This is a genomic window from Mycoplasma enhydrae (assembly GCF_025779955.1).
Classification (GTDB): Bacteria; Bacillota_I; Bacilli_A; order Mycoplasmatales; family Metamycoplasmataceae; genus Metamycoplasma; species Metamycoplasma enhydrae.
In genome coordinates this window covers 24,779-40,628 of sequence record NZ_JAOXHI010000005.1, presented here as the reverse complement: position 1 = coordinate 40,628, position 15,850 = coordinate 24,779, and the positions used below count along the sequence as shown (strand labels likewise).

The window sequence follows — 15,850 nt, the reverse complement described above, 5'->3', positions numbered from 1 at the left end:
GAGCTAATTACTGACTTTATAAATTACTATAATAATATTAGAATACAAATTAAACTAAAAAACCTCTCTCCGTGTCATTACATGAGAAAGGTTTAATTGATTTGTCCACTAATAGGGGACATGTTTAAAAATGCTGAAGATAAATTGAAAATTGCTTTAATTTACAGTTATGATGCAAATCAAGAAGGCCGCTATGAGGATAGTGATGAGAACTATGATTCAATTGATAAATTACAAAAAACTGATAAAGAATTTTTAAGTTTTGCCATTAACGATTATAACGAAATGTTTAAAACAAACTGAGATGTAAATAAATTTTTAGAATACTATAAAGATGTTAGTAAAAAGGTTAAAAACAGGGAGATTGACATTTTAATTGTTGTTAATATGTTTTTAACTGGATTTGATGCAAAAGTGCTAAATACGCTTTGAATTGATAAGGAACTTCGTTATCATAATTTATTACAAGCTTTTTCAAGAACTAATAGAATTAGCAATGAAATTAAAGATGCTGGTAATATTGTTTGTTTTGTAAATCTTGATAAATATTTTGAAGAAGCTCTAAAACTATTTGGAAGTGAAAATGCTTCTAAGTTTATTTTATATAGAAGTTTTAATGATTATTACAATGGTTATACAGAAGAAGGTAAGCATTTTGAAGGATGAAAATCACTTATTCAAAAATTACAAAAAATTAAGCTTAGTGATTTTCAAAGAATGTCCAAACAAGATAAAACTAATTTTGTTAAACTCTTTAATCAAATTTTGAGATTAAGAAACATTCTTTTTAGTTTTGAGGAATTTGAAAATAAGACAATAATTAGTGAACGTGAATTTGGTGATTACAAATCTCATTACAATGATATTTATGAAAAAGAAAAAGCTAATCGAAATAATCAAAAAGAAATTATTAATGAAGACCTTGAATTTGAAATTTCTTTAGCTAAAGCAAATGAATATGATGTTGATGATATAGTTAATTTAATAGTCATGAACAAAAAAATCGAAAAAGGTGAATTAGTTAAAGAAATTGAAGCTAAACTTAATAGTAATATTGGTTTAAGATCAAAAAAAGAATTAATAATAAAATTTGTAATCGAAAACAACTTTGTAAATTGAAGTGATCGTGAAATTGCAGAAGCTTTTAGTGTTAATTTACACCAAAATTACAAAGAAGATTTAAATATAATATGTAATAAATTTGAACTTCTAGAGGAAACTGCCAATGAATATCTACATCATTGTTTCATCGATAATAGAATAAGCAAAGAAGGTTTAGGTTTCTTTAATTTAGTTAATGGAGTTTTAAGAAAAAAATTTCCTTCATTAAGAGATACCAAAGCTGCTAATGATAGAGAAAAACTAAGAAATAATATTTATGAGAATCTAAAAGAAATTTATTATAAATATTCCAATGATGACCAAGAGCAATAAAATTTTTTATTAAAAGATAATTATTATTGTTTTTGTTATAATTCTAAAGTTACTTATAGAGTAACCATTCTAAACAGGCTTAAACTTATAATGTTTCATATAAGTGCCTTAAAGATGTGACAAAATATAAGGAGGCTTTCAATGTTTGCTATTATCGAAACTGGTGGAAAACAGCTAATTGTTAAAAAAGGCGACGTTATTTACATCGAAAAAATCGAAGGCAATGAAGGTGATGCTATAGTATTTGATAAAGTTTTAGTTATTAAAGATAAAATTGGTACACCTTATTTAGAAAAAGCTTCTGTTTTAGGAACAATTGAAAAACAAGGAAAAGCAAAAAAAATTGTAGTTTATAGACATAATGCCAAATCAACACATAAACGTAAATTGGGACACCGTCAACCTTATACAAAAGTACAAATTACAGAAATTAAGGAGAAATAGTCATGGCACATACGAAATCTGGTGGAACGACATCAAATAGTAGAGACTCGGCGGGTAGAAGATTAGGTGTTAAGGCAACTCATGGTCAATTTGTAACTGCGGGTAGCATTATTTATAGACAAAGAGGAACCAAAATTTTTCCAGGTCAAAATGTTGGCCGTGGAAAAGATGACACACTTTTTGCTTTAATTGATGGAATTGTTAAATTCGAAAACAGAATTAATAGAAAATTTGCTTCAGTTTATCCATCTGAATCAAAATAATTTATAAAAATGCCTACTAGGCTTATAATGCTTTTAAAGATTTAACTTTTTAAGTTTTATATCCTAGTCTCAAGGCATTTTTTTATATTACAAAATTTTGAAAATAAAAACTCCCAATTACGGGAGCAAATTCGGCAGCCTAAAAAGGCGCCTTTTTTTAGTACATACTATTCTTAAGCAATACAAATAGTTTTTATTAGTACATAAAATATTATACATAAATATAGATTAAATGATAAAAAATTATAAAATATTAATGTAATAATCTGATTTTAAGCACAAAAATTTATTAGGGAGTTGGCAATGAGTGTAAAAGATAGTACAAAAATTAATGTTACTTTAGGGTTTGATTTAGGAATAGGATCAGTAGGTTGATCAATTGTTCAAAATGATAATAATGAAATTCTGGAACTAGGATCTAGGCTTTTTAATGAACCTAAATTAGCAAAAACAAGAAGAGATAATCGTGCAATTAGAAGATCAATAAGAAGAAAAAACTATAAGAAATTACAATTTAAAAAAATTGTTTTGAAATATAAGGAACTTTTTGGTTTAGGTTTGAATTCTGTTTCAAAAGACATTGATGATATTTATTTGGAAATGTCGCAAAAATATCCAAATATTATTTATCTAAGAGCTAAAGCATTAGAACAAGAAATTAATAGTAAGGAATTAATTTGAATTCTACATGATTATTTACAAAATAGAGGCTTCTTTTATGAAGTAGTGGAAGAAGATACTGATAAAAAAGGTGAAGCATCAGTAATTTCTTTAAATAAAGCAGCTTATAATTTTCCTACACAATTTCAAAAAGCATTTTATGATAAATATCATTGATATAATGGTGTTGAATCTTTTGCTAATGTAAAATTTTCACATAAAGATTACAAAAAAGAATTAAATCATTTATTTTCGATTCAAGCAGCTAAGTATGAAGAATCAAAATTTAAAGAATTTCAACAAGAATTTTTCAAATTATATGATTGAATTAGAAATTATGAAACAGGACCCGGTAGTGAACACAGCTATAGTCCTTATGGAATATATGAATACGATGAAAATCATAAATTAGTTAAGAAATATAATTACATTTGAGAAAAAACAATGGGCAAATGTAGTATTTTTGCAAATGAATATTGCGCTGCTAAACAAAGTCTAGGTATGGAAATATTTAATTTGTTAGAAGACTTGAATAATATTCGACATAACAAAGATGATGATTGAAAATTATCATTTGAAAACAAAAAAGCCATTTTATCTAAATGAATAGAGAAAGCCAAAGATAGCAAAAAAATACCTACACTAAATTACAAAACAGTTTTAGAGTACTTGAAGGCTGAAAGAAGTGATATAAAAGAATTATTGCATGTTGAAGATTTTCGAAATAGTGATAAAAAAATTTCAGAACTAGAATCTTTATTTGAATTTATTTCTATATTTAAGAATAATAAAGCCAATTTAAGTATCTTAAATTTTGATACTCTTTTTGAATTTATTAAATCACTAGATTTAATTTTTGATGTTTTAGTTAAAAATAAAGAAATTGAAAAACGAACAGATATTATTAAAGACAAATATTTGGAAATTTTCAATAAATACTTTAATTCTGAAGAAGATATAAATAATGCAATTTTAGATATTTCTAGAAGCTCAAAGCTAAAAACCACCAAAACACATTCTCTATCTTTAAAGGTAATTAATTTAGTATTAGATGATTTACTTAATGAAAATACAAATTTAAATAAACTAAAATTTGATAAAAATAGTAAATTATATTTTGCCATTCAAGAATATAATAAATCAACTCAAGGCAATGAACAATTTTTAAAACAGCAGCCTTCAAAATACATGGATAGTTCCTTTTTGAATGATCTAGTAGTACCTCCAGCATTTAAAACAGCAATGGCTGAAGCAATTAAAGTGTTCAACCAGATTATAAAAGAATATGGAAATATTTATAATATATCTAAAATAGGCTTAGAAATGCCTCGTGATAAGAATTCAAAAGAAGAAATTGATAAAATTAATAAACAAAATAAGGATAATAGAGCTAGATATGAAAAAATTAAAACAAGAGTATGCGAAATTTCAGGCGATATTATTGATATTAACAAACTGAATTTAAAAACAAAACAAAAATTATTATTGTATTGTCAACAAGATGGGTACGATCCTTATAAAAATGAAAAATTAGATGTTAGTAGAGTTATTAAAGAACCTAACTATTCTGAGATTGATCACATTATCCCTCGCAGTATTAGCCATGATGATTCATTGAGTAATAAAGTTTTGGTTCTTATGGAAACTAATCAAGCCAAAAATAATAGAATTCCTAAAGAATTTTTAACAGCAGAAGAATTTGAAAAATTGAAACAATTTTGCAAAAACGGATTTGATGAGCAATTTATTGATAAAAAATCCAACGAATTTAAAAATAAAATTGCTAATTTGCTACATGATACTTTAACTGAAGAAGACAAAATTGATTTTTTGGCTAGAAATTTAAATGATACAAGATATGCAAGCAAAATGTTTTTAGAAAAATTAAATGAATATTCAGCTACGCATAATAAACAATTTAATGTAATAACTGTTAGAGGAAAATTTACAAGTCTAATGAGAAAATTAGGAAAATTAAGTCCTAAAGATCGAAACCATTTTTCTCATCATGCTATTGATGCTTCTATAATAGCTATAGTGGCTAATAAATACAATCCCTGATCTCAAAGCTTAGCATTTAAAGATCCAAGGTTTGAAATAAAAGATCACAAGGTTTTTAATGCCGAAACGGGTGAATTTATTTGTAAAACTGAGGAGCTGAGTTTTAATGCTAAAAAAATATCTGAAATAATTCAAAATACCATGACAGAAATTGTAGATGATGATAGAAAAATTAGAAAAACAAAAGAAAGTATTTTGAATAGGATTAGATATTCCAGAAAACTTATTAAGGATTATAATATCGAATTATTTAAACAGACAATTTATTCTTGATTGACTGATGATGAAGGTGTTGATAGAAAAGTAGAAAGAAAATCAATATTTGAGATTGATCTAAGTCTAATTTTAGAAAAAGACAAATCAATATTAATGAAAAAATCACATCCTCAAGAATTCAACAAAATTTATAAAATATTTTTAGAATATGATCAAAAATTGCGAGACGAAAATGCCTCTTCACCAGATGACAAAAAAAAGAAAACTACGCCAAATGCCAAAAACATAATTGAGAGATACACACAAGATTTATTTAGAGAATACAAAGAAGAATTGTGTAATAATCCAGAAAAACATGAAGAAGAAGCCAGAAAATTTTTAAACAATGAAAATAAAAAGGCTTTAATAATTGGAAAACCAAAGAGTTTTTCTTATATTCGGAAGCTCAAGATTATGTCTTACAAATTAGACAAAGATAAAGTAAGTTTTTTACCAAATCAAAACAAGAAAGGTTTTAAAGAATCATTTAATTGAGTTGCATTATTAATATATAAAAATGAAAATGATCAATATAAATATATTCCTGTTAATGCCAAAATATATAGATTCGCTAATAATAAAAAGCCGGATTTCAAAGATGAATCTATATATTTACAAGATGAATTAAATAAACAAAAGGATGCAAACAATATTCCTTTGGAAAATAAAATCATAGATGTGTTTTATAAAGGAACTATGTTAATCAACCATAAAGAAATTAATAGAGATAAACAACTAATTTATATTAGTGGAGCTACATCGGATATGATAGAATACAAATATTGTGTGTTTAGAGAAAAACAAGCTAAAGATCCTCAAAAAGATGTAAGACATAGAGAAAAACCCTATGATTTATTAAAAAATTATGAAAAAATTGATAAATCTGTTTTAGGTTAGAATAAGTTTAGTCAATCTAGACTTATTTTTTATTCTTAAACTAATGTAAAATATAGTTGATATGCCTTAGGCCAGAAGAAATTCTGGCGGAGGTAAAAATGAAAAAAGTTATTGATGTTTCAAAAAGTGAATATTTATCTTTATTTTTAGGTAATCTTATTGTTAAAAAAGAACAAAGTAAGATTATTATTCCAATTAATGATATAGAAACAATTATTTTTGAAAATAATCGAATGGCCATAAGCATTCCACTAATAAATGATTTAATTGAAAAAAAAGTGAATATTATTTTTTGCGATTATAAGCATATGCCAATAGCTCAAATAATTCCTTTTAATGGTTATTTTGATAACAAGGTTTTTGCTTCTCAACTTAGTTGAGATGACAAATACAAAGCAAAAACCTGACAATTAATTATTAAATTAAAAATATTAAACTCGAAAAATTTAATTGAAAACTTAATTCCTGATGATATTAGCACAATTGAGAACTTAAGCAATTATTTTGAAGATGTTAAAATTATGGACTTATCCAACCGAGAAGGACATGCTGCAAAAGTTTATTTTAAATCCATTTTTGGAAAAGATTTCATTCGAGAAAAAGAAAATGCTAATGATTATATAAATATATATTTAAACTATGGATATAGTGTTTTAATGTCATATGTGAGCCGTTCTTTAGTTTCGAAAGGTTTTGATAATCGAATTAGTGTTTTTCATAAAAGTTTTAATAATAACGTACCCCTAGCTTGTGATTTAGTAGAACCATTACGGTGCATTGTAGATAATCTTGTATATAAGTTTGTGCTTAAAAAGAATTCCAAAATAGAATCAAATTTTAAAGACTATAAAGAAGAATTATTTTTATATTTGCAACAGCATATAGTTGTTAATAATAAGCAAATGAAAATTATTGATTATATTGATTATTTAACTAAAGGTATATTAGAAAATAGGGATATAAAGGAATTGGCAATTGACTGAAGTTCAAAATAGATATATGAAAATAATAATTATGTACGATATTTCAACTGAAAATGACAACTTACCTTTTTCTAATAAGTTTAGAAACTCATTAATTAAAATGGGTTACCACAGGATGCAATATTCAATATATGTCAAAACAATTGGTTTTCAAACAGTCTACAACTATGAAAAAGAAAGGCTTATGAAAATAATTCCACCAAAATCAAACGTGAGAGTTTTGTTGGTTACTGAAAAGCAATATGCTAATATTGACATTTTAATGGGAGAAAAATCAATAAATGAATATTATAATGACAAAGAAAGGTACATTGAATTATAATGCTGCAAATTAATAATTTAAAAACAATAAGTCCGATCGAATATGAAGGTATATTTGTAATTGAGACAAATAACATTGATGAATTAATATCTAACTTTTATAAATATGAAATTAAAAATTTAAAAACTGTTTTTGAAATTGAAAATTCTGAAATTTCTATAAAGAATGCAATTATAGTATCACCATTAACAAAACTGGAAGAGCTATATAATTTATCTGCAAAAAACATACTAACTAAAATTATTTTAAATAACGAGAATCTTGATGTTCAAGCAATTTTTAACAATGATAAATTTTTAGAAGAAATTGACAAAATAAATGATTGAATTTCTGATGAATTTTTAACCATTAACATGGACAAAATTAAAATAATGAAAAATTTAATATCTTTGGATGATGAAAAGTTTATTAGTGAGAAAACATTTGAAAAATGACTAGGTAATTTTGAGTCAACTAATAAGCAATTAATAATATTAAAAGATTTTACAATACCATGTGCTACTTTAAGCAAATATTTAAATAAGTTTAATTTTCTAGTAATAACTAATAATTTATTTTCAATTATTGAAAATCTTAATGAATTAGAGTGTTGCGCTTTTGAAAAACAATCTAATTTATATCAATTTATTTCTACTGATTCCATAAAAATATGATTTGAAGATGAATATAATGTTAAAAACGTAAATTCTGAAAGAGTTCTTGAAGAGTTAAAAAACAATGAGTTTAAGCAAATAAAACTAAAAAAACAGTTAATTTAATAAAAAAAGGCGTCAAATTGTTGAAAATTTCAATAATTTGACGTTTTAGTACTATACTATTTTTAAGCAATACAAAACTTTTATCAAATCTTAAATTTTTATCCACTTGTTTTAGTACTATACTATTTTTAAGCAATACAAAACAAATAACTTATTAAATATTATTGGCTACTTGTTTTAGTACTATACTATTTTTAAGCAATACAAAACAATCTTATAAATTGAATTTAGAACAATCTAGTTTTAGTACTATACTATTTTTAAGCAATACAAAACATTATGTAATCAATTGGGAAGACACAAAGAGTTTTAGTACTATACTATTTTTAAGCAATACAAAACCATCTTTAATAGTTGCTGAAGCATCTATGTGTTTTAGTACTATACTATTTTTAAGCAATACAAAACAATAATAATTTTTATTTATCATTTTGCCTTGTTTTAGTACTATACTATTTTTAAGCAATACAAAACCCATTTACAGCAGATGAAGAAACTATAATTGTTTTAGTACTATACTATTTTTAAGCAATACAAAACTAGAAAAATTCTATAATATTATAGATAATTGTTTTAGTACTATACTATTTTTAAGCAATACAAAACATCATGATTGAATAAATGCTTTGACTTCTAGTTTTAGTACTATACTATTTTTAAGCAATACAAAACATCATGATTGAATAAATGCTTTAACTGCTAGTTTTAGTACTATACTATTTTTAAGCAATACAAAACATAATGAACGTGATAATCTTAACGATGAAGGTTTTAGTACTATACTATTTTTAAGCAATACAAAACATTTTTATGTATCAGAGTTAGGAAGCACTAGTTTTAGTACTATACTATTTTTAAGCAATACAAAACTTATTATTGTTATTATTGCTGTAGTTAATAGTTTTAGTACTATACTATTTTTAAGCAATACAAAACATAAATATAAAATTTTAAAAGGAGATAATTGTTTTAGTACTATACTATTTTTAAGCAATACAAAACGAAGGATCTGCAGCATGAATTAATGCCTTGGTTTTAGTACTATACTATTTTTAAGCAATACAAAACCTCTCTACCACTTATCACCAATCTTATTAAGTTTTAGTACTATACTATTTTTAAGCAATACAAAACTAACTCAAGCTACTAAAAATAAATTAGTTAGTTTTAGTACTATACTATTTTTAAGCAATACAAAACTAAAGGTGTTGAAGAACAAAAAACAACTATGTTTTAGTACTATACTATTTTTAAGCAATACAAAACATCAATTCATTCAACAAAAATTGGCTATTTGTTTTAGTACTATACTATTTTTAAGCAATACAAAACTAGAACCAGATATATGAGTAAATAAACTATGTTTTAGTACTATACTATTTTTAAGCAATACAAAACATACAGAAGATATATCTACAAAGTCAATGAGTTTTAGTACTATACTATTTTTAAGCAATACAAAACAGACATAATATACACAATTATTATTAGCTAGTTTTAGTACTATACTATTTTTAAGCAATACAAAACAAATAGTGTACCAATTAAAAATATTATGTTGTTTTAGTACTATACTATTTTTAAGCAATACAAAACTATAAAAATTTATGTTTAAATTTTCAATAAGTTTTAGTACTATACTATTTTTAAGCAATACAAAACAATCTTTACAAAATACAGCTTCTGCTTTTAGTTTTAGTACTATACTATTTTTAAGCAATACAAAACCACTGTGTTTTGTATTGCTTAAATAATAATATGATTTACTAATATATTATTAATCAATAGATAATTAACATATTAAATAATTATTTAATATAATTTAAAGGTATGTTTTAAATTAGCAGTAATTTATTATTGTTATATTTTGAATTTAATTGAGGAACAAATGAAAGATAAAGAGCATCAAAAATTTATTTCAAATAAGAATAAAATTTTGTTTTGATTGGAACAAAATTTAACTAAAGATAATTTTATAAATTTTAATAAATTGATTTCAACAATAATCTTAAAAAATTCATTAAATAAATCTTCATTAGAAGTTACAAGTTTTTTAGATAAACTAAAATCACTAGTTTCAAAATGTAGTGCAATCGAATATCAAGATTTTAAGGTTGAATTTGAAATAAATACTAAGTTTAGTAGTACTAAAAAAATACCATCAATTCAAAAACTAAATCAATCCAAGAAATATGAATTACAATTAGAAGAAATCTACAATCAAGAAATTTTGAGCCTAATTAAAAATTACTATGTTGAATTTTTACCAAATATTGTTCTTTATATAGCTAATGATTCATTAGAATATCGAATTTATATTATGTCTCAATATTTTGAAATTAAACAGGAAGGAAAAGAAAATGAGCACAAGAAAAATAAATAATAATGAACCAAACCCAAGAGTTGTTTCTATATTTGGTTACATTATCGAAGTAGTAGGGGAATTCCCATATGAACAAGGCCAACACTTTGTTAGTACAAAAGACGATAGCATCAAAATGATTTTAATTAATTGTTCTACTGATCGGGCATTTTTATTAGCAAATAATGAAAACAAGGAAATTAAAATCAATGATACTATCTGTCCAACTAAGCGAAATGAAGTTTTTAGTTCTTTGGCACATTTTGGCAAGGTTATAGATATTTTTGGTAATGTAATATTGCCTTTTAAAGAAGAAATCAAAAAACAAAAAGATGATCCTCAAACACCAATTTTTAAATTGGCTCATGATTTAATGACAGTTAAAACTTTAAATGAGCAACTATATACAGGTTTTAGCTCAATTGATTTATTAATTCCTATAGGTAAAGGTCAACGTGAATTAATCATTGGTGATAGACAAACTGGTAAAACTCACATTGCCATTAATGTAATTTTGAACCAAGCTAAAACTGATACAAAGTGTATATATGTAGCTATAGGCCAAAAGAAAGAAAGTATTTCTAGAATATATAGTGTTTTAGAAGAACACAATGCTTTAAAAAACACAATTATAATTGATGCTCCTTCAACAAGTGCATATGAACAATATTTAGCACCTTACATAGGTATGGCTCATGCTGAAAATATTTCACTAACTGATGATGTTGTTATTATCTTCGATGATTTAACTAAACATGCCAATATTATTCGAGAAATAGCGCTGCTTACTGATAAACCTGTCGGCAAAGAAGCTATGCCAGGTGATTTATTCTTTGCTCATTCACAATTACTAGAAAGAGCAGGTTCTTTTGAAGGTCGTAAAACCATTACAGCTTTACCAATAATTCAAACAATTGATGGTGATATCACAAGCTTAATTGCTTCTAATGTTATTTCAATTACAGATGGTCAAATCGTAACTAGTGCTGATTTATTTTCTCAAGGTATTTTACCTGCTATCAACATTAATTTATCAGTTTCAAGAACAGGATCTTCAGTACAAAATAGAATAATGTCAAAAGTGGCTTCAGAAGTAGCCAAAACTTTTAAACAATATAAAAGACACCTAAAACTTGCCATGTTGGATTATGAACTAAATAAAGAAACAGCGGAATTGCTATACAAGGGCAAAATGATTGATAAAATGTTTATCCAAAAAGGATATTCATTATATTCAAATAAATTTGTGCTATTAATGTCAAAATTAATTTCTTGAAAAATCTTACGCGGTATTAAGGATGACCAAAAAGCACTTAAATTTATTGATATCCTAGTTGAAACTAATGAAGAAGCTAAAAAGATATTTAATACAATTCAAACAAGCGATGATTATGATGATGAATTAGTAAAAGACTTTTTTGCTTATGCACTTCAACAATATTCTGATTATTTAAATTTAGGATGGCAAACTGATTATACAAATGAATTTGTGGAATTTAATAACATCTATTTAGAAAAAATAGCAAAAACCTTAGGAGATAAATAATGGGTAAAATAATAAAATTATGATCAGATATTGTTGAAATTAAATTTCCTAAAAACAGTTTGCCAGCAGTAAATCATTTGCTAACCACAAACGATGGCAAAACATATTTACTAGTTAAAAGAGTAATTGATGAAGAAACTGTAAGAGCTATTATTATTTATAGCTCTAAAGAAATTTGTATGACTGATAAAATAGTTAATACTAAAAAAAGTTTTATGGTTCCAGTAGGAATGAATTCAAAAAACAACATTTATTCTTTTGAAGGCAAACCCTTATTAGAAAATAAATTATCAATGCCTGAATATGTTGAAATGAACTCAACCATCAACAAAGACCGTTATTTAGATAATAAAATTGAAATAGTAGAAACAGGAATTAAAGCAATAGACTTTTTTATGCCAATTATTAAAGGATACAAACTTGGTATCTTTGGTGGTGCAGGAGTTGGTAAAACTGTTTTAATGAAGGAAATTATTTTTAATATTAATAAAGATTCTAAAAAGACATCTAACATTTTTATCGGTTCAGGTGAACGTTCACGTGAAGCCATTGAACTATTCAATGAACTTGAATCATCTAAGTTAATGAAAAATTCTTCAATGTATATTTCAAAAATGAACGAATCTCCTGGTGCTCGTATGTCTATTGTGCCAATAGGAATTACTGCAGCAGAATATTTAAGAGACATTGAAAAAGAAGATGTTTTATTATTCATTGATAACATTTATCGTTTTGTGCAAGCTGAAAATGAAGTTAGTGCTTCATTAGGCAAAAAACCATCAGTGGGAGGATATCAATCTACTTTAGAAAGTGATATCGCTAATATTGAAAATAGATTATTTAAAAACAATAACGGTGCTATCACTTCTTTTCAAACCATATTCTTACCAATGGATGATTTAAGTGATCCATCAGCTGTAGCAGTATTTAACCACCTAGATGGAAATTTAGTTTTATCTCGTAATCAAACAGCAAAAAATATTTTCCCTGCTTTTGATCCACTTGCTAGTTCATCGCATTCGGTTGATGAAAAAATTATTGGTCAAAAACACTTTGAAGCTATAGTGGAAACCAAGCGAATTTTAAAAGCCTACAAGGACCTAGAAGATGTAATTATGATTTTAGGTTTTGATGAACTTGATGATCAATCTAAAAAAACAGTTATCAAAGCATTACAACTTGAAAACTTCTTTACCCAAAACTTCTTTATGACTGAGCATTTTACTAAAGCTCCAGGAGTTTATGTTCCATTAAATGAAACAGTCAAATCCGTGAGAAGAATTTTAGATGGAAAATATTTAAAACAAAGCCCTGAAATTTTTGCTTATGTGGGCTCAAATTTAAAAATTCCAACAGATGAAGAACTAGGTTTATAAATATGCCTTAGGGCATTTTTTTATATTCAAGATTATTGGGTTAATATAATGTAAAATTATTAATGCAAAAACATATTAAATACTACTTTTGGAGGTATTATGAAATCAAATAATAAATATAATGAAACTAAATATTTTGAATCAATGGATAAGTGATTTAGAGCGGCAAATTATCTAAGTGTTGCTCAAATTTATCTGAAAGATAATCCATTATTGCAAAAGAAATTAGAACCCAGTGATATTAAATTATATCCAATTGGACATTGAGGCACAATACCAGGACAAAACTTTATATATTTACACTTAAATAGAGTTATCAAAAAATACAATCTTAACATGTTTTATATTGAAGGTCCAGGACATGGTGGACAAGTGATGATATCTAATTCATATTTAGATGGTTCATACACTGAAATATATCCAGAAATAACTGAAGATATCGCTGGTTTGAAAAAAATGTGCAAAAGGTTTTCATTCCCCGGTGGAACAGCAAGTCATGCTGCGCCTGAAAGTCCAGGTTCTATACATGAAGGCGGAGAATTAGGATATGCTCTATCACACGCTACAGGAGCTATTTTAGATAATCCTGACGTTATAGCTGCAACTGTTATTGGAGATGGAGAAGCTGAAACAGGTCCATTATGTTCCGGCTGATTTTCAAATTCATTTATTAATCCTGTTAATGATGGTGTGGTTTTACCTATTTTGCATTTAAATGGTGGCAAAATATCAAACCCAACTTTATTATCAAGAAAACCTGAAAATGAAATTAAAGAGTATTTTAGAGGAATGGGTTGAGAGCCAATAGTTTTTAATTGATCTTCAAAGAAAACTAATATTGAAATCCATGAAGAAATGGCAACTTTAATGGATAAAGCCATTGAAAAAATTCTTGAAATCAAAAAAGAAGCCAAAAAACTAGGCGCTTCTAAAGTTAAAAGACCTACTTGACCAGTTTTAGTTGTTAGAACTCCAAAAGGCTGAACATGTCCTAAAGAATGAGATGGTCAAGCTATTGAAGGTAGTTTTAGAGCACACCAAGTACCATTACCAGTAAGTTATTTTAAAACTGAACATATTAAAGAACTTGAAAAATGATTAATGTCATATAAACCTAATGAATTATTTGATAAGCAAGGAAAAATAATACCTGAAATTAGACAATTAGCACCTACTGGTGATTTTCGAATGGCAACTAATCCTATAACCAATGGAGGAATTAATCCAAGAGCTCTAAAACTTAGATCATGAAAAGATTTTGCTATTGATATTAAATATCCTGGAGCTTCAAAATCACAAGATATGGTTGAATTGGGAAAATACATGGCTGATGTTGTCTTAAAAAACCCAGATAATTTTAGAGTCTTTGGACCAGATGAAACTAAATCAAATCGATTATTTGCTTTATTTGATGTAACCAAAAGACAATGACTAGAAGACTCTTCGGAAAAATATGATGAATGAGTTTCTACTGAAGGAAGAATTATTGATTCACAATTAAGTGAACACCAAGCAGAAGGTTTTTTAGAAGGTTATGTACTAACCGGTAGACATGGTTTTTTTGCTTCGTATGAATCATTTTTACGTGTTGTAGATTCAATGATTACTCAGCACATGAAATGACTAAAAAAATCCTTAGAACTATCATGAAGAAAAGATTATCCTTCATTAAATATAATTGCAACTTCTACAGCATTTCAACAAGATCATAATGGTTATACACATCAAGATCCTGGTTTGTTGGGTCATTTAGCTGACAAGCGCCCAGAATTAATTCGTGAATACTTGCCAGCGGATGCTAATACATTATTGGCAATTATGCAAAAATCTTTAACTGAGAGAAATGTTATTAACTTAATTGTAGCTTCAAAACAACCAAGGGAACAATTCTACAGTGTTGCTGAAGCTCAAGAATTAGTAGAAAAAGGTTATAAGGTTATTGATTGAGCTTCGAATACTAAAATTAATGAAGAACCAGATATAGTATTCGTTTCATCAGGTGTTGAACCTAATTTAGAAACACTAGCTGCTATTTCTATTATTAATAATCATTTTTCAAATCTAAAAATTAGATACATTAATGTCGTTGATTTGTTAAAACTAAGAGTACCGGAAATAGACCCACGTGGTTTAAGCCATGAAGAATTTGATAAAGCATTTACTAAAGATAAACCTATAGTTTTTGCATTTCATGGATATGAAGGTTTAATTAGAGATATTTTCTTTGAAAGACATAATCATAATTTAATAATTCATGGTTATAGAGAAAATGGAGATATTACCACAAGTTTTGACATTAGACAATTAAGCCATATGGATAGGTTTCATATTGCTAAAGACGCAATTGCTAAATTATATGGTTCAAAACAACAAGAATTTTTAGATCTAATGGATAAAAAATTAGATGAACATCATAAATATATTCTAGAGCATGGATATGATATGCCAGAAGTTGTAGAATGAAAATGAAAAAACATTAACAAATAGCA

The 15,850-nt window shown here is 26.1% G+C and carries 12 protein-coding genes and 1 CRISPR repeat array; all 12 genes read left to right on the top strand.

Annotated features, from left to right (window positions below; genetic code table 4):
• Positions 1-6 precede the first annotated feature (6 nt).
• The 12 genes from OF364_RS03065 to OF364_RS01975 all read left to right on the top strand — a co-directional run bounded on the left by OF364_RS03065 (position 7) and on the right by OF364_RS01975 (position 15,848).
• Complete coding sequence (locus OF364_RS03065; protein ID WP_373422513.1) at positions 7-96, top strand: IS3 family transposase; 90 nt, start codon at positions 7-9, stop codon at positions 94-96.
• Between the two features lie 24 nt (positions 97-120).
• Positions 121-1,434, top strand: a complete 1,314-nt coding sequence (locus OF364_RS02025; RefSeq protein WP_263774049.1) for a type I restriction endonuclease subunit R, EcoR124 family — start codon at positions 121-123, stop codon at positions 1,432-1,434.
• A gap of 141 nt (positions 1,435-1,575) precedes the next feature.
• Positions 1,576-1,878: a 50S ribosomal protein L21 gene (rplU, locus tag OF364_RS02020; protein ID WP_205851398.1), complete on the top strand. Its 303-nt coding sequence runs from the start codon at positions 1,576-1,578 to the stop codon at positions 1,876-1,878.
• A gap of 2 nt (positions 1,879-1,880) precedes the next feature.
• Complete coding sequence (gene rpmA / locus OF364_RS02015) at positions 1,881-2,141, top strand: 50S ribosomal protein L27 (RefSeq protein WP_205851358.1); 261 nt, start codon at positions 1,881-1,883, stop codon at positions 2,139-2,141.
• A 303-nt stretch (positions 2,142-2,444) separates the two neighbouring features.
• Positions 2,445-6,014 carry a type II CRISPR RNA-guided endonuclease Cas9 gene (gene cas9 / locus OF364_RS02010; protein WP_263774048.1) on the top strand — a complete coding sequence of 1,190 codons (3,570 nt, stop codon included), beginning with the start codon at positions 2,445-2,447 and terminating at the stop codon, positions 6,012-6,014.
• A gap of 98 nt (positions 6,015-6,112) precedes the next feature.
• Entirely contained in the window at positions 6,113-7,009 is an 897-nt protein-coding gene (gene cas1, locus OF364_RS02005; protein ID WP_205851360.1) for a type II CRISPR-associated endonuclease Cas1, read from the top strand.
• A gap of 4 nt (positions 7,010-7,013) precedes the next feature.
• Positions 7,014-7,319 (top strand): CRISPR-associated endonuclease Cas2, encoded by a 306-nt coding sequence (cas2, locus tag OF364_RS02000; protein WP_263774047.1) that lies wholly within the window; start codon positions 7,014-7,016, stop codon positions 7,317-7,319.
• Positions 7,319-8,077: a hypothetical protein gene (locus tag OF364_RS01995; RefSeq protein WP_263774046.1), complete on the top strand. Its 759-nt coding sequence runs from the start codon at positions 7,319-7,321 to the stop codon at positions 8,075-8,077. Before cas2 ends, OF364_RS01995 begins: the two co-directional genes overlap by 1 nt.
• 42 nt (positions 8,078-8,119) lie before the next feature.
• Positions 8,120-9,805: direct repeats of the CRISPR family, unit length 36 nt; unit sequence GTTTTAGTACTATACTATTTTTAAGCAATACAAAAC.
• Positions 9,806-9,965: 160 nt separating this feature from the next.
• The gene (locus OF364_RS01990) at positions 9,966-10,460 is read left to right on the top strand and encodes an MSC_0623 family F1-like ATPase-associated protein (protein WP_205851363.1); all 495 of its coding nucleotides are present in this window, start codon (positions 9,966-9,968) and stop codon (positions 10,458-10,460) included.
• Positions 10,438-11,985: an MSC_0619 family F1-like ATPase alpha subunit gene (locus tag OF364_RS01985; RefSeq protein ID WP_263774045.1), complete on the top strand. Its 1,548-nt coding sequence runs from the start codon at positions 10,438-10,440 to the stop codon at positions 11,983-11,985. Before OF364_RS01990 ends, OF364_RS01985 begins: the two co-directional genes overlap by 23 nt.
• Complete coding sequence (locus OF364_RS01980) at positions 11,985-13,361, top strand: MSC_0618 family F1-like ATPase beta subunit (RefSeq protein ID WP_373422510.1); 1,377 nt, start codon at positions 11,985-11,987, stop codon at positions 13,359-13,361. The genes OF364_RS01985 and OF364_RS01980 overlap by 1 nt, the downstream gene beginning before the upstream one ends.
• A 99-nt stretch (positions 13,362-13,460) precedes the next feature.
• A complete protein-coding gene (locus OF364_RS01975) occupies positions 13,461-15,848 on the top strand; it encodes a phosphoketolase family protein (RefSeq protein ID WP_263752722.1) in 2,388 nt (795 codons plus the stop codon).
• Positions 15,849-15,850 lie beyond the last annotated feature (2 nt).